This window comes from Rheinheimera sp. ATLC3, assembly GCF_059429535.1.
In genome coordinates this window covers 2,364,549-2,379,147 of the sequence record NZ_CM182103.1, presented here as the reverse complement: position 1 = coordinate 2,379,147, position 14,599 = coordinate 2,364,549, and the positions used below count along the sequence as shown (strand labels likewise).

The following is a 14,599-nucleotide window of genomic DNA, read 5'->3' as shown; positions in this document are numbered from 1 at the left end:
CAGGCTGCATAGCACTAGCGGAGATACAAATGAGCGAACTTATTTTACAGGTTTCTGATGACAGCTTTGAAACCGACGTCCTGAAAGCCGAAGCGCCGGTGTTAGTCGACTTCTGGGCAGAGTGGTGTGGTCCATGTAAAATGATCGCTCCGATTCTGAACGATGTTGCAGCGGAATATCAGGGCAAAGTTACCGTTGCGAAGGTTAACATCGACCATAACCCGAATACTCCACCTAAGTTTGGTATCCGTGGTATCCCAACCCTGCTGTTGTTTAAAAATGGTCAGGTTGCCGCGACTAAAGTGGGTGCTCTGTCGAAAACTCAGTTAAAAGAATTTCTCGACAGCAATATCTGATTTAAGCAAAAAGGCGTATTTTTATACGCCTTTTTCTGTTTCAACGCTGGACGCACCAGTAGTCAGCTGCTATTGTGTAGCCAGTAAAACGTTCTAAACCACGCTTGTCTGTCGAAAAACCACTTCCAAACCTTATTTTATCGAACCGATAAGCATTACCCTGTTTATATATCAACAAGAAACCCATCAATATGCATTTAACAGAACTGAAACTGAAGCCGATTAGCGAGCTGGTTGAATTGGCTGAGTCTATGGGCCTGGAAAATATGGCCCGCCTGCGTAAACAGGACATTATTTTCGCCATTTTAAAATCCCACGCCAAAAACGGCGAAGAAATTTTCGGTGATGGCGTACTGGAGATCCTACAGGATGGTTTCGGTTTTCTGCGCTCGGGTGACAGCTCTTACTTAGCCGGCCCCGACGATATTTATGTATCGCCGAGTCAAATCCGCCGCTTCAATCTGCGTACCGGCGACAGTATTTCTGGCCTTATCCGCCCACCGAAAGAAGGTGAGCGTTACTTTGCCCTGCTTAAGGTAAATGAAGTTAACTTCGGTCGCCCAGAGCAAGCCCGTAATAAAATCCTGTTCGAAAACTTAACACCATTACATGCGAATTCCCGCCTGCGGATGGAGCGTGGCAATGGTAGCCGCGAAGATATCACCGCCCGGGTACTGGACTTAGCCTCGCCTATCGGTAAAGGCCAGCGCGGTTTAATTGTGGCACCACCAAAAGCCGGTAAAACCATTTTGCTGCAAAACATTGCCCAGTCAATCGCGGCTAACCACCCTGATTGCGTGCTAATGGTATTGTTGATTGACGAGCGCCCGGAAGAAGTAACCGAGATGCAACGCCTGGTAAAAGGCGAAGTTATCGCGTCAACCTTCGACGAACCAGCCAGCCGTCACGTTCAGGTTGCCGAGATGGTGATCGAAAAAGCCAAACGTCTGGTTGAACATAAAAAAGACGTGATTATTCTGCTGGACTCAATTACCCGTTTAGCGCGCGCTTACAACACCGTTATTCCAAGCTCAGGCAAGGTGTTAACCGGTGGTGTTGATGCCAACGCCCTGCATAAGCCAAAGCGCTTCTTCGGTGCAGCCCGTAATGTAGAAGAAGGCGGCAGCTTAACTATTATCGCCACAGCGTTGGTTGATACCGGTTCCAAAATGGACGAAGTTATTTACGAAGAGTTTAAAGGTACCGGTAACATGGAACTGCACTTATCGCGCAAAATTGCCGAACGCCGCGTGTTCCCTGCCATCGACTTTAACCGCTCTGGTACCCGCCGTGAAGAACTGCTGGCATCGCCGGAAGAACTGCAAAAAATGTGGATCCTGCGCAAAATTCTCAACCCGATGGATGAGACCGAATGTATGGAATTCCTGATTGATCGACTGCTGATGACCAAAACAAACGACGAATTCTTTGAAGCCATGAAACGGCAAAAAAGTTAACTGAAAAACCGGCCTTGTTGCCGGTTTTTTATTGCCCGCAGCCTAACGCAGGCAAACAGTACATTGCTTTATTTTTAGCAGAAGGAAGTACCTGATGACACAGCCGCATATTGTCATTATCGGTGGCGGTGCGGGAGGCCTGGAACTGGCTACCCGCTTAGGTAATAAACTGGGCCGCAAAGGCAAAGCCCGCGTCACTCTGATAGACCGGAATCATACCCATATCTGGAAACCGCTACTGCACGAAGTGGCAACCGGCACGCTGGATGTTGAAATAGATCAGCTCAGCTATCGCGCCCATGCGGCCGCCCATGGTTTTGACTTCCAGCTTGGCAGTTTAACCGGTATTAAGCGGGAACAGCAGCAGGTGATCCTGGCTCCGGTATTAGGTGATGACGGTGAAGAGGTATTGGCTTCAAGAGCGCTGCAATATGATTATCTGGTGCTGGCAATCGGTAGTGTATCCAATCATTTCAATACGCCCGGCGTGGCACAGCATTGTATTTTTCTGGACAGCCCGGCACAAGCCAACCGGTTCCACCGCCATCTGCTCGACGCCTACCTGAAACTAAACTCCCCCGGTCATCCGAAAGATACGCTAAACATTGCTATTGTCGGCGCAGGCGCAACCGGGGTTGAGCTGGCAGCAGAGCTGTATCATGCCGCAGCCGAGCTCAACCTTTATGGTTTTGATGACCTGCGTAAAGATCGGTTGAATATCAGCCTGATTGAAGCCGGGCCGCGTATTCTGCCGGCATTACCTGAGCGCATTGCCAATTCAGCATTAAAAGAACTACAGAAACTTGGTGTGAAAGTACGTACCAGCACAAAAGTTACTGCCGCAGATGCAAGCGGCCTGCAATTGGGTGATGAACACCTGGAGGCCGAACTGATGGTCTGGGCGGCGGGTATCAAAGCACCTGATTTTCTGGCGTCATTTGAAGGGCTGGAAAACAACCGGCTTAATCAGTTACTGGTTAATGCAAAACTACAAACCACTCACGACAGCCGGATTTACGCGATTGGCGATTGCGCTGGCTTCCCGTTGCCAGATGGTAAATGGGTACCGCCAAGGGCACAGTCAGCCCACCAGATGGCCAGTGCTGTAGCACGTAATATTCTGGCAGAGCTTAACGACAAACCTTTGCAAGACTTCAAATACAACGATCATGGCTCACTGATTTCACTAAGCCGCTTCGGCACCGTTGGCAGTTTAATGGGCAACCTGGTCGGCGGCGCTATGATGATTGAAGGCCGCATAGCCCGACTGGCTTATATATCTTTATATCGTATGCATCAGGTTGCGCTGCATGGCTGGATAAAAATGCTGGTGATTAGTTTAGTCGCGCGCATCAACCGCATTGTCCGCCCGAGGCTGAAGCTGCATTAACGCCGCCTGTTGCGCAGCAACATCAGGCTGTAAGCGCTGACGGCTACTGTCGTCGTGCCAGCGGTGCATTGCTTCCAGATACGCCGGGCTTTGCCATAACGTTGGCAAAGCCTGATTAACGGCGGCAATCGCGGCCTCTCCTACCTCGCCAAAAGTACAGGCCACATGCGTAACACTGGCGACATTAGCGCCTGCAATCGCCCGGTACTCCAGTACAACGGGTTGCACTAACAGATGACTGTAGTACTGCATCCGCTCAGGGTACTCGATCACGTAATCAACACGGTTGCTGCCAAGCAAGGCTGCTGCATTAACTTCGCTGGTAAAGGCCTGACTGCTGAGGTTGCTGTCCCCCTGCTGCAGTAACTGCTGCATCTGTGCCGGATATAACCGGTTTGCCTGATAGGCACCAACCAGGCTTTTGTCCTGTGCAAGTTCAGCGATATTCGCCCCCTCTTTTTGCATTGAAGGATGCAATGTCAGCTTACCCGGCAGGTAACCGACCGCCAGTGCTGCCCCCACCGCTATTGGCGCGGAGAATAGCCTTGTTTGGGCGCGTTCGGCTGAATAGAGCGTACCGATGGTACAAACCGTTTCATCTTGCTGCTGAAACATCTGTTCCAACCGCGCCAGGCTAACCAGCCGCTGTTGATGATCGAATTGCGGCATCGCTGCCTTAAGTTGTTGTTGCAGCAAGTCAAAAGTGCCTTGCCCCTGGAAAGGTCCGCTGACGATCTGATGTGGAGGCCAGTCAGTATGTAACCATATAAGCTGTGGCTTAGCCTGAAGGCTGCAGCAAAACAGCAGAGCAAGACAACGTATTAACATGGCAACACCTGAATTTTAACTGCGTTAACTGTAGCTAAAAACATCTGGTGCTGCCAGTGCCTTGTGTGTGCTAACTGATGCTAGCCAATGGTGTGATGCAGTAACGGAAAGGCAGGTTGTTGCGCAGCGTTTATGCGCAGCGCCGCTAAATACTCTGCCCCTGCAACCTGCGCGGCATCGCGGTTTGCTGCGTGCACTCGGGCCAGAACATCCCCCTGCCGCACCTGAGTGCCGGCGGCTACAATCTGGCTAAAACCGACGGCTGGATCTATCTGCTGGCTCGGATGTGAACGCCCACCACCCAGTCGCACTACCGCCATGCCAAGCGCTACCGTGTCCTGGTAACTGACATAACCGTCAACAGATGCCACGACATCCTGCACCACTGGCGCCGACGCCAGATACTGTTGAGGCTTTTCTATCAGATCAGCCGGCCCGCCAAGCGCCGATACCATACGGGCGAATATCTCAGCGGCTTTGCCTGAACTTAAGCTATGCTCCAGCGCTTTGATTGCACTGGCCTTATCCTGGTATAACCCACCCAGCATTAACATGTTAGCGCCCAGTTCCAGCGTCACCTGATGTAAACGTGGCTCACGGTATTTACCGGTTAAATAATCCAGCGTTTCCATAACTTCCAGTGCATTACCGGCAGTTGCCCCGAGAATTTGGTTCATGTCGGTCAGCAGCGCCCGGGTCGACACACCGGCGCCATTGGCAACGTTGACGATACTGTTGGCCAGCGCTGAGGCATCATCGACGGTGCGCATAATGGCACCGTTGCCAATTTTTACGTCCATTACCAAAGCATCCAGCCCCTCTGATAACTTTTTAGATAAAATGGATGCGGTAATAAGCGGGATGGACTCCACGGTAGCAGTAACATCGCGGATAGCATATAACCGCCGATCTGCCGGTGCCAGCTGGCTGCTTTGGCCAACGATGACACAGCCAAGCTTGGGCAACAACTGGCTGATTTTTTCCAGACTTTGTGTACAGCTGTAGCCCGGTATGGTTTCCAGCTTGTCGACTGTGCCGCCGGTATGGCCTAAGCCCCGGCCGGCGATACTTGGCATGAAAGCACCGCAAGCGGCCACCATCGGAGCCAGCATCAGTGTCACCTTATCACCGACACCACCTGTGCTGTGCTTATCAACAACGGGGCCATTCAGTTTGCCTTGCCAGTTCAGTACAGTGCCGCTGTCCCGCATCGCCAGGGTTAGCGTGACAATTTCATCGACACTCATACCATTGAGGTAAATGGCCATTGCCAGCGAAGCGACCTGCCCCTCGCTAAAACTGTCGTCGGTTAAGCCTTTTACAAATTGCTTAATTTCAGCCTGGCTTAAACTGCCACCATTGCGTTTTGTTTTAATAATTTCCTGCGGGATCATGCATTAAGCTCCAACTTTAGTGCTATTGGCAAGGTAGGTTGGGGTAAAAGCAGCAGGTAACAACTCGCCCAGTGTCCACTGCTGCTGTTGCTGCATATGATTACAACTGGCCACAGGTGCGTCCGGGCTGAAAAATTCTGCAATCACCTGCCGGCAAATACCACAAGGTGGCGTTAACATGGTTTGGGGCGTATACACCATCAGCGCCTCAAATTTACGCTCACCGGCGACTACTGCAGCCGCGATGGCATTGCGCTCAGCACAAACGGTTCCGCCATAAGAGGCATTTTCAACGTTGCAGCCGGTATAAACTTTACCGCTGGCAGCAAGCACAGCAACACCGACCGGGAATTTGCTATAAGGCGCATATGCCTGCGCCGCGGCATCTTGCGCTGCCTGTTGCAGGGCAGCCCAGTTAATTTCGCTCACTGGTTAAACTCGTGTTAGTTATGGGAGTGTAGTGTTACTGCGAATAGCTTCCGGGTCAAGTCCGGCAGTTCACAGCATGACGTTCGCCGCCAAGCGCTTTATAATGTCAGCACAGTCAGAAGAGGAAGGTTGCATGCAGTCGGTAAAATATCTGGCCGGATATCCCAAGCCCATTCAACAGCAGGCCGAAGCGTTACTTCAAAGCGGCCAGCTCGACAGTTATATCCGGCAGAAATACCCGCAAACACATCAGGTACAAAGTGACAAAGCCCTGTATAACTACATTTGCGAGCTGAAAAATCAGTTTATGCGCCATTCGGCACAACTGGCGTCGGTAAAATATGATAGCAAACTGAATGTACTGCAACAGGCGCTGGGTATGCATACCTTTCAGTCCCGGGTGCAGGGCAACAAATTAAAAGCCCATAACAGCATTAGCATTGCTGCACTGTTTAAGCAGGCACCTGCTGAATTTCTGCGGATGATAGTGGTGCATGAACTGGCGCATTTTAAAGAAAAACAGCACAACAAAGCGTTTTATCAACTTTGCCAGCATATGGAGCCGCACTATCATCAGCTGGAACTTGATACCCGGCTATGGTTGCTTTGCCGCGAACAGCCAAATCATCAGCAATAACCAGGCACAGGCCAGTGGCACCATCATAAAGGCTTGCAAAATGCCTGCCTGTTGCGCCCAAAAACCGGTAACCAAACCAGCAAACTGAAAGCCCACTGAGGTGCCAATATTCGCCAGCCCGGACAGCACAGGGCCGTTGTCGGCATCCAGATCCATTGCTGTAGACAATAGCAGCGGAAATAAGCCACCAATACCGATACCAAGCGCAAAGTTGCCGAGCACCAGTGCCGGATAACTGTGTGCCAGGATCAACATCAAGCCGCCCCCCAGCGCACAACCAGACAGAATGCGCATTAACGCAGGCGCACTCAGCCAGCGTAATAGCAAGGCAAAACCCAAACGGCTCAGCACCATACCGCCGGTAAACCAGGCCAGCAACAAACGCGCGTCTTCTGTGCTGTAACCAGCGCCATTTACCGCGTAACTGACAAACCAGTTGCCCTGGCCCCACTCTGCTGCGCCGTACCCAATCATCGCCAGCAGCAGAATAACAAACACCGGCTTTCTGAGCACTGCAGTGTATGACAGGCTTTTACCTTTGCTGCCGGCGGCATGATGCTGCACCACTTTGTGTGCACCCAGCCGCCAGCTGTACGCCGCCATTAACACCATTGCCAGGGCAATCAGCCTAACCGGCCAGCGCCAGTCGGCAACATACCAGTACAACACAACTACCCACAGAGGCGCCGTTAGCGTACCCAGGCTAAACATAAAATCCATCAGGCCCATCATTGCAGCCCGCCGGTCGGCATACAAACGGGCGATCAGCGTGTGGCCGATCGTGAACATCACAGAATATGTCATGCCAACCAACACAATCAGCGGCAGTAACAGCTGCCAATGGCTGACAAAAGATAACAAAGCCAGCAGCACTGCTTCCGCCAGCGCCAGGCTGGCGAATAAATGCAGAAAGTTAAACTTCTGTACATATTTACCACCGATAACAGCACCGACAATAGTACCTGCAGACATCAGGCTGAAGAACATACCACTGATCACAGGCGCCATCTGCAGCGACTGCGCCATATCAGGCAGCAGCATGCCCCATAAAATAATCAGGTTACCCAGTAAGAAGAAACCGCTGAAAATGGCGGCAGTTGGCTGAAAACGCGACATTAACAATCCTCGGGGGCAGACAGTATAAAGGCATCAGCATCCAACATGGCTGGAAACTGCTGCCGGCATTGTAGCAGCTTTACATAGTCCAGCTCAGCGCGCAGCACACTGTCCTCACCAGGTTTTACATCTGCAACGGGCTGCCCCAGATAGTCAACAATCAGGCTGTCGCCGCTATATGCCACCGCATTGCCATCGGCACCTACCCGGTTACAACCCAGCACAAAGGCCTGATTTTCTATCGCTCGTGCCTGCAATAACGTGCGCCACGCATGTGAGCGGGCAGCAGGCCAGTTTGCCACATACAGCGCTATGTCATAATCATTGCGGCTGCGGCTGAATACCGGAAAACGCAGGTCATAACACACCTGCAATAATATCCGCCAGCCCTGATAGTTAACAATTACCCGTTCCGTGCCGGCGCGGTACGCCCGATGCTCACCCGCCATGCGGAATAAATGCTTTTTGTCATAGCGGCTTACCTGCCCCTGTGGCGTCACAAAGTAGCAGCGGTTAACACAATCATCACCGCTACGGGTTGCCACAGACCCGCAGAGTGCCGCACCGGTTAGCGCCGACTGTTGTATCAGCCACGCAAGGGTATCGCCTTCTGGTTCCGCGATTGCGTCGCTTTGCATCGAAAAACCGCTGCTAAACATCTCCGGCAGGACAATAAGATCAGCATTGTGACAAGCCGCCACTTTTGACGCCAGCAGCGCCCGGTTTGCCGCGGCGTCCTGCCATACCAGCTCTGTTTGCAACAAGGCGACCCGCAATGGCTTAACCTGTTGTGGGTTGATTAAATCCGACATAACAGCTCCGCGGCAGCCTGCAGGGTGCTGTCTTGTTTGGCAAAACAAAACCTGATAATCCGGGCATTTGGCGGCGACTGATAAAACACTGACAGCGGAATAGCAGCCACTTTGTGCTCTGTGGTCAGCCACTGACAAAACTGCACATCATCTATGTCACTGATGGCGCTGTAATCTGCCAGTAAAAAGTAGGTACCCTGGCAAGGTAACAGCTTAAAACGGCTGTGTTGCAGTAGTTCGGCGAAACTGTCACGCTTACGCTGATAAAATGCGCCCAGCCCAACGACCTGCTGTGGTTGCTGCTTCAGCATCGCCGCCACAGCGTACTGCGCAGGTGTAAAACTGGAAAACGTGACGTACTGATGTAGCTTACGAAACTCTGCAGTTAAAGCCGCCGGCGCGACGCAATAACCAAGTTTCCAGCCGGTAACATGAAAGGTTTTGCCAAATGAAGAGACTATAAAGCAACGCTGCGCCAACTCAGGCAGGCAATGCGCACTAAGCTGCACTACGCCGTCAAATACCATATGCTCGTACACTTCATCGCTTATGCAGTACAAATTATGCTGCAGCACTAGTTGTTGCAGCGCCAGCCAGTCTGATTGGCTAAACACCATGCCGGTTGGATTATGCGGGCTGTTAACAATAATCAGTTTAGTACGTGCAGTGATCGATTTTGCCACCTGCTGCCAGTCGATACGATAACCCGGGGCCTGCAGGGCGATGTGCACAGCTGTGCCGCCGCACAGGTTAATTGCCGGCTCATAACTGTCGTAGGCCGGGTCAAATACAATTACTTCATCTCCGGCTTGCACCACAGCACTGATGGCAACAAACAGTGCTTCCGTTGCGCCGCTGGTAACAGTGACATCCTGGTCAGCACTGACATCGCGCTGATAGCAGCGCTGTATCAGTACGGCGATTTGTTCACGCAGCTCAGCAATACCGGGCATAGGCGCGTATTGGTTCAGCCCCTGCCGGCTATATTCAGCCAGTTTATCCAGTAGCAGTGCATCTGCCGGAAAATCCGGGAAACCCTGAGATAAGTTAATGGCCTGGTGCCTGGCAGCCAGTTGAGACATCTGGCTAAAAATGGTGGTGCCCACCTTTGGCAGTTTGCTTTGCAATGTCATAGCGGCAAGAAAAAGTTGCGAAAACCGGCTTGAATGCTATCATTTAGCCCGTTTTATGTATAGACATCTAAACGCTTAAACGTTTAGCAACAGGTTCAAATATCATGAATAATACTGCCCAGCTGCATCAGCTTAATCCTAACGCTATAGCGCTGTGCGCTTTAGGCCGCTGGATCGCCAGCCGTCATTGGGTGCCAGCCACCGGTGGAAACTTTTCGGTAAGAAGCTCAGAGCACAGTGCTTTGGTTACCGCGTCTGGCAAGGATAAAGGCGAGCTTAGCCCACAGGATCTACTGCCCGTCAGCTGGCAAGGCGGAGAGCTTAGCTGCCCCGGCAAGCCATCAGCTGAAACAGCGTTACATGCGCAGCTTTACCAGTTAGACGGCCAAATTAAGGCCGTATTACATACCCACTCTGTACAAGCTACGGTATTTTCACGCCTGATTGCTGAAGACAGCTATCAGTTCAACGGCTATGAAATGCAAAAAGCCATCAGTGGCAACACTAGCCACGACGGCCCCTGCCCTTTGGCTGTGTTTGACAATACACAACACATTCCTACCCTGGCAGCTCAGGTTCGCCAGCGCTGGCAGCAGCAACCACTGAACTGGGGGTTGTTGGTACGAGGCCATGGCCTCTATGTCTGGGGGCGCAGCCTCGACGAGGCAAAAAGGCATTTAGAAGGCTGGGAATTTCTTATAAACTGCGAACTGGAAAGGTTAAAACTAGCAAGGTAAACCGTGAAGTATTCCGCTATTGTTACCGATATTGAAGGCACCACCAGCCGTATCAGTTTTGTCACCGAGGTGTTGTTTCCTTATGCAGCACGCGAATTGCCGGCGTTTATCCAGACACAGCAGCATAATCCGGACGTCGCCGCTCAGCTGCAGGCATGCCGTACGCTGATGCAGCAAAGTGATGCCAGCATAGAGCAGATCAGCCAGCAATTATTACAATGGATAGCCGCTGACGAGAAAGTCACACCACTCAAAGCACTACAGGGCATGGTATGGCAACATGGCTATCAGACAGGCGCCTTTACCGGTCATGTGTACGATGATGTCGTCAGGCAGCTACAGCACTGGCACAGTCAGGGGGTTAAACTCTACGTGTACAGTTCCGGCTCTGTTCAGGCACAACAGTTATTGTTTCAGTACAGTGATGCCGGTGATTTAACGCCGTTATTCAGTGGCTATTTCGACACCCGTATCGGCGCGAAACGCGATATTTCCTCTTACGCCGCCATTTTGCAACAGTTACAGCTGCCGCCCAAGCAAGTGCTGTTTTTATCTGATGTTACAGCCGAGCTTGATGCTGCAGCCCAGTTGGGTATTGACACAGTACAGTTGATCCGGGAACGGCAACCGGTCGGAAAGCATAAAACGGCCACCGATTTTTACCAGGTTGCGGAGTAAAGATGAGTCATTTAACCATATTCAGCGCTGATGAACCGTCTCAACCGCTGTTTGCCAGCAGCGATGTCGCAGCCATTGTGCAACAATTGCAACAGGCTGGCATCCGCTTTGAACGCTGGCAAGCTACAGCTCCGATTGATGCACAAAGCAGCCAGGAGCAGATCCTGCAGGCCTATGCCAGCGATATCGATAAACTGAAAACCGAGCGCGGCTATATCACTGTTGATGTAGTATCACTCAGTAGCAGCCATCCGGAAAAAGCCGCACTGCGACAGAAATTTCTGGCAGAACATACCCACAGTGAAGATGAAGTGCGTTTTTTTGTTCGCGGCCAGGGCTTATTCTGCCTGCATATTAACAGCAAGGTATACCAGATACTGTGTCAGCAGAACGACCTGATCAGTGTACCTGCTGGCACCACGCACTGGTTTGATATGGGCAGCGAGCCGGAGTTTACCGCTATTCGCCTGTTTAATGACCCTGCGGGTTGGGTAGCTGACTTTACCGGCAGCAGCATCGCCAGTCGCTTTCCGTTGCTGGCCTGAAACTCCACCATCCATACCCGCGACATCGCTATTAACTGGAAAATGTCGCCTTAACTGATACTTTTTAAGGCATGCCTGCGCCAAAATGATGCAATCGCTGCTAATGAGCCTGCTATAAGCCGCGAGCTTATAGCCATATCAGCCTTGGTGCATTTTATGCAGCTGCTTCATTTATAAAGTGTTAAGCATCAATTCAGCGTTGTTAATGATAATGCAATATTTGTCGACTAAAACCAGCGGCTAATACATGAGACTGAGTGCTATATAATGCCAATGCATACCCCCATGCGCGGCCTGCGTTGTTTTTGCGTCGCAGCGGACTGTTTAAGTTTCAAAGAAACTGCGAAAAGGCTGTACCTGACGCCTTCAGCAGTCAGTCACCAGATAAAACAACTGGAGGATAACCTCAACCTGCAGTTATTTGAACGCCAGACCCGCGCTATTGTTCTGACAGAAACCGGTAAAAGGTTTTATCAGGCGATAGAACCCTTGATGCACCAGCTGGCAATGACAATCGGTGAGTTCAGTCAGGCACAGCGCATGTTGGAAGTCAGTATTTCGATGCCGGAATTTTTTGCCAGCGAGCTGTTTGTGCCACGGCTAATCGGCTGGGCAGAGCAATACCCGAATATCAACCTGAAGCTGGAAACAGTAAAATCGCGGCGTGAAAGCCCAAAATATACTGATTTATCGATTATCTTATCCGGCAAAACACCGACTGAAATCGTTGCATACGATTTGTTCCCTATCAGCTATGTGCCCGCTTGTAATACGCAGCAGTACCATAAATGGCACAGCAAAGGCTACCGCGTACTGGAGCAGGTGCCACTGATCCTGCATCAGGCCAGGCCTCATGCCTGGCACCAGTGGGCAGAGCATGTCGGCTACCATAATTTCCAACCGAAGCAGATTATTCAGCTGGACAGTATGTTCAGTGTCGCCCGTGCCGCCCAGCAGGGCCTGGGCGTAGCGCTAATTCCTCTGCCGATCAGTAACGGCTGGTTTACCAACGGCAGCCTGCAGCGCCTGTTCGAACAGGAACTGCTAAGCCGCGATCGCTATTATCTGGTGCGCCACGACAACGACCCGGCGCGGGACGAGATACAGCTGCTGATCGACTGGGTTCTGCAGAGCTTTCTGCTAAAGGCCAACAGCCCTGTTGCGACCATTGCATGACAAACTGTAGCGCCTGACAGGTGAATTTTTTTCACTTGTCAGGTTTTTTTTTATCGTTTGTCAGTTCTAGTGCTTTTGCTCAAAATTACTCCTGCAGACCGAGAGCGGCTGCTTGGATGGGAAATTGGGAGCAACACACTATGAAAGCGAGATCAATTAAGTTAGGCAGTTCTTTGGCGTTGATGCTGATGGCCTCGGGTTCATTTCTCGCATCAGCCAACACCAATGGCTATAAAATGGTACTAATTGAAGATACACCTGGCGTAGCGGCTTTACAGGCCGGTCAGTTCGACCAGGGTATTACTGAAACCTTAGCCAGCAACAGTGCAGAAGTAGATAACTTCTCACGCCAGATGAGCCTGTGCGTTGGCTTCACTAAAAGCGGCAAACTGCAACAAGCAGAAACAGCCTGTGACAGTGCCGTTTCAGCTGCACAGCAGTTTCATTATGTCAGCAGCGGCGAAAAACGTGAAATGCGTGCCTATGCCCTGACTAACCGTGGCGTTCTGCGTTTACTGCAGAACAACAACCTTGCTGCCCTGGCCGATTTCAGCCGCGCAGCGGAATTAAACCGCAGCGATGTTAACCTGCACAACCTGCAGCGTTTAGAGTTAGCTCTGAACAAAGCAAACAGCGGTTTAGATGTAGCTATGGTATCGGCAGAATAAGCACTGCTGATACTGAAATCAGCTTAGTGCAGAGTAAGCGCCTGCACCTTGTCTGATAGCAGTACCCGGCAGTAAACAGAGTAAGCGCCTGTTCACTGCTTCGACTATTACACTCCCCCGTGTGTATCACAGAGTTACTACTCCCCGGTGTAACTCTGTTTTTTTATCTGCAATTTTGTTTTTACCTGGCGAATTGCGCCAGTACGCCACCTGCAATATCAGCCTGTGAGTAAACACCGGTATCCAGTACCCAACCGGTCACCAGTTCTGCTGGTGTGACATCAAATGCCGGGTTAAATACATTTGCCTGCTCCGGCGCCCAGATGGCACTGCCAAAGGCACCGCTGACACCGCGCACTTCATTGGCATCACGCTGTTCAATCGGGATAGCACTGCCGTCGGCACAGGCTAAATCAACCGTGGTATGCGGCGCGACCACGTAAAACGGTACCTGATGATAATGCGCCAACACCGCCAATGAGTAAGTGCCCACTTTATTAGCAAAGTCACCATTGGCAGCAATACGGTCAGAGCCGACAAAAATACGGTCGACCTGGCCACGCGCCATCAGCATAGCGGCCATATTGTCGCAAATCAGCTGGTACGGAATACCCAGTTGCTGACATTCCCAGGCGGTTAACCGCCCTCCCTGCAATAGCGGCCGGGTTTCATCCACCCACAGGCGGATATTTTTGCCCTGCTGATGCGCCAGATTAATCACACCTAGTGCCGTACCAACCCCGGCGGTTGCCAGGCCGCCGGTATTACAGTGTGTCAGTAGCTGCTCGCCCTGTTGTACCAGCGCCGCGCCATGTTCTGCCATACGCTGGCATAGTGCTACGTCTTCAGCGAATAACTGTTCAGCACAGGCGATAGCGGCTGCTTTGTAATCATCCTGCGCCAGCGCAGCTATCATAGTATCAAGATTGTTCATCAGATTAACGGCGGTTGGCCGCGCTGCACGCAGCACCTCAGCATCGCGCAGCAACTGCTCGCGGCTGTCGCCGACACTGGCGCGGTATGCCAGTAACAAACAGGCACCGATGCCAATGGCGGGGGCACCGCGCAGTTGCAGCGCTTTAATCATCGCCACCATAGCGGGCACGGTTTGACACAGCAACCATAGCTGGCGCTGCGGCAACAAGGTCTGATCAAGTACAAATAATTCGCCCTGCACGGTTTTCAGGCTGAGAGAGGTTAAGTTTTTCATAGCTTATTCCTGTTTGGCGTTGCAGACGTCTAT

General features: G+C 51.6%; 16 protein-coding genes. 9 read left to right on the top strand and 7 right to left on the bottom strand.

Features of this window, described 5'->3' with window-relative positions:
- The first annotated feature begins 29 nt into the window (after positions 1–29).
- From trxA to AC5SV9_RS10975, 3 genes are all read left to right on the top strand, one after another.
- Positions 30–356, top strand: coding sequence for a thioredoxin TrxA (trxA, locus tag AC5SV9_RS10985; RefSeq protein ID WP_134058770.1), 327 nt, complete (start codon positions 30–32; stop codon positions 354–356).
- Positions 357–547: 191 nt separating this feature from the next.
- A complete protein-coding gene (gene rho / locus AC5SV9_RS10980; RefSeq protein WP_134058772.1) occupies positions 548–1,813 on the top strand; it encodes a transcription termination factor Rho in 1,266 nt (421 codons plus the stop codon).
- Positions 1,814–1,907: 94 nt separating this feature from the next.
- Positions 1,908–3,203, top strand: coding sequence for an NAD(P)/FAD-dependent oxidoreductase (locus AC5SV9_RS10975; protein ID WP_475152448.1), 1,296 nt, complete (start codon positions 1,908–1,910; stop codon positions 3,201–3,203).
- Here AC5SV9_RS10975 and AC5SV9_RS10970 read toward each other — a convergent pair.
- From AC5SV9_RS10970 to AC5SV9_RS10960, 3 genes are all read right to left on the bottom strand, one after another.
- On the bottom strand, positions 3,153–4,031 hold the full coding sequence (locus AC5SV9_RS10970) for a TIGR02285 family protein (RefSeq protein WP_475152445.1): 879 nt from the start codon (positions 4,029–4,031) through the stop codon (positions 3,153–3,155). The genes AC5SV9_RS10975 and AC5SV9_RS10970 overlap by 51 nt on opposite strands.
- An 80-nt stretch (positions 4,032–4,111) precedes the next feature.
- Entirely contained in the window at positions 4,112–5,425 is a 1,314-nt protein-coding gene (deoA, locus tag AC5SV9_RS10965; RefSeq protein ID WP_475152442.1) for a thymidine phosphorylase, read from the bottom strand.
- A gap of 3 nt (positions 5,426–5,428) precedes the next feature.
- Complete coding sequence (locus AC5SV9_RS10960) at positions 5,429–5,854, bottom strand: cytidine deaminase (protein WP_475152441.1); 426 nt, start codon at positions 5,852–5,854, stop codon at positions 5,429–5,431.
- Between the two features lie 133 nt (positions 5,855–5,987).
- Here AC5SV9_RS10960 and AC5SV9_RS10955 point away from each other — a divergent pair, with 133 nt between their 5' ends.
- The gene (locus tag AC5SV9_RS10955; RefSeq protein WP_475152439.1) at positions 5,988–6,491 is read left to right on the top strand and encodes a M48 metallopeptidase family protein; all 504 of its coding nucleotides are present in this window, start codon (positions 5,988–5,990) and stop codon (positions 6,489–6,491) included.
- Here AC5SV9_RS10955 and AC5SV9_RS10950 read toward each other — a convergent pair.
- The 3 genes from AC5SV9_RS10950 to AC5SV9_RS10940 are packed head-to-tail and all read right to left on the bottom strand — an operon-like array spanning position 6,450 to position 9,552.
- The gene (locus tag AC5SV9_RS10950) at positions 6,450–7,607 is read right to left on the bottom strand and encodes an MFS transporter (RefSeq protein ID WP_475152436.1); all 1,158 of its coding nucleotides are present in this window, start codon (positions 7,605–7,607) and stop codon (positions 6,450–6,452) included. The genes AC5SV9_RS10955 and AC5SV9_RS10950 overlap by 42 nt on opposite strands.
- The gene (locus AC5SV9_RS10945) at positions 7,607–8,419 is read right to left on the bottom strand and encodes an amidohydrolase (protein WP_475152433.1); all 813 of its coding nucleotides are present in this window, start codon (positions 8,417–8,419) and stop codon (positions 7,607–7,609) included. The genes AC5SV9_RS10950 and AC5SV9_RS10945 overlap by 1 nt, the downstream gene beginning before the upstream one ends.
- Positions 8,407–9,552 carry a pyridoxal phosphate-dependent aminotransferase gene (locus AC5SV9_RS10940; RefSeq protein WP_475152430.1) on the bottom strand — a complete coding sequence of 382 codons (1,146 nt, stop codon included), beginning with the start codon at positions 9,550–9,552 and terminating at the stop codon, positions 8,407–8,409. Before AC5SV9_RS10940 ends, AC5SV9_RS10945 begins: the two co-directional genes overlap by 13 nt.
- Before the next feature lie 104 nt (positions 9,553–9,656).
- Between AC5SV9_RS10940 and AC5SV9_RS10935 the strand changes: the two genes are divergently transcribed.
- The 5 genes from AC5SV9_RS10935 to AC5SV9_RS10915 all read left to right on the top strand — a co-directional run bounded on the left by AC5SV9_RS10935 (position 9,657) and on the right by AC5SV9_RS10915 (position 13,356).
- Positions 9,657–10,289 (top strand): methylthioribulose 1-phosphate dehydratase, encoded by a 633-nt coding sequence (locus tag AC5SV9_RS10935; protein WP_475152427.1) that lies wholly within the window; start codon positions 9,657–9,659, stop codon positions 10,287–10,289.
- 3 nt (positions 10,290–10,292) lie between these two features.
- Positions 10,293–10,967, top strand: coding sequence for an acireductone synthase (mtnC, locus tag AC5SV9_RS10930; protein ID WP_475152424.1), 675 nt, complete (start codon positions 10,293–10,295; stop codon positions 10,965–10,967).
- Between the two features lie 2 nt (positions 10,968–10,969).
- Positions 10,970–11,512, top strand: a complete 543-nt coding sequence (locus AC5SV9_RS10925; RefSeq protein WP_475152422.1) for a 1,2-dihydroxy-3-keto-5-methylthiopentene dioxygenase — start codon at positions 10,970–10,972, stop codon at positions 11,510–11,512.
- A gap of 267 nt (positions 11,513–11,779) precedes the next feature.
- Positions 11,780–12,688 (top strand): LysR family transcriptional regulator, encoded by a 909-nt coding sequence (locus AC5SV9_RS10920; protein WP_475152420.1) that lies wholly within the window; start codon positions 11,780–11,782, stop codon positions 12,686–12,688.
- Between the two features lie 140 nt (positions 12,689–12,828).
- Positions 12,829–13,356 carry a tetratricopeptide repeat protein gene (locus tag AC5SV9_RS10915; protein ID WP_134058809.1) on the top strand — a complete coding sequence of 176 codons (528 nt, stop codon included), beginning with the start codon at positions 12,829–12,831 and terminating at the stop codon, positions 13,354–13,356.
- A 181-nt stretch (positions 13,357–13,537) separates the two neighbouring features.
- Here the strand turns inward: AC5SV9_RS10915 and mtnA are convergent, their stop codons facing one another.
- Positions 13,538–14,566, bottom strand: coding sequence for an S-methyl-5-thioribose-1-phosphate isomerase (gene mtnA / locus AC5SV9_RS10910; RefSeq protein WP_475152418.1), 1,029 nt, complete (start codon positions 14,564–14,566; stop codon positions 13,538–13,540).
- Between the last annotated feature and the right edge of the window lie 33 nt (positions 14,567–14,599).

Coding starts and splice junctions, on each gene's coding strand:
- trxA (WP_134058770.1), top strand. CDS start 30: ATGAGCGAACTTATTTTACAGGTTTCTGATGACAGCTTTGAAACCGAC.
- rho (WP_134058772.1), top strand. CDS start 548: ATGCATTTAACAGAACTGAAACTGAAGCCGATTAGCGAGCTGGTTGAA.
- AC5SV9_RS10975 (WP_475152448.1), top strand. CDS start 1,908: ATGACACAGCCGCATATTGTCATTATCGGTGGCGGTGCGGGAGGCCTG.
- AC5SV9_RS10970 (WP_475152445.1), bottom strand. CDS start 4,031: ATGTTAATACGTTGTCTTGCTCTGCTGTTTTGCTGCAGCCTTCAGGCT.
- deoA (WP_475152442.1), bottom strand. CDS start 5,425: ATGATCCCGCAGGAAATTATTAAAACAAAACGCAATGGTGGCAGTTTA.
- AC5SV9_RS10955 (WP_475152439.1), top strand. CDS start 5,988: ATGCAGTCGGTAAAATATCTGGCCGGATATCCCAAGCCCATTCAACAG.
- AC5SV9_RS10950 (WP_475152436.1), bottom strand. CDS start 7,607: ATGTCGCGTTTTCAGCCAACTGCCGCCATTTTCAGCGGTTTCTTCTTA.
- AC5SV9_RS10945 (WP_475152433.1), bottom strand. CDS start 8,419: ATGTCGGATTTAATCAACCCACAACAGGTTAAGCCATTGCGGGTCGCC.
- AC5SV9_RS10940 (WP_475152430.1), bottom strand. CDS start 9,552: ATGACATTGCAAAGCAAACTGCCAAAGGTGGGCACCACCATTTTTAGC.
- AC5SV9_RS10935 (WP_475152427.1), top strand. CDS start 9,657: ATGAATAATACTGCCCAGCTGCATCAGCTTAATCCTAACGCTATAGCG.
- AC5SV9_RS10925 (WP_475152422.1), top strand. CDS start 10,970: ATGAGTCATTTAACCATATTCAGCGCTGATGAACCGTCTCAACCGCTG.
- AC5SV9_RS10920 (WP_475152420.1), top strand. CDS start 11,780: ATGCCAATGCATACCCCCATGCGCGGCCTGCGTTGTTTTTGCGTCGCA.
- AC5SV9_RS10915 (WP_134058809.1), top strand. CDS start 12,829: ATGAAAGCGAGATCAATTAAGTTAGGCAGTTCTTTGGCGTTGATGCTG.
- mtnA (WP_475152418.1), bottom strand. CDS start 14,566: ATGAAAAACTTAACCTCTCTCAGCCTGAAAACCGTGCAGGGCGAATTA.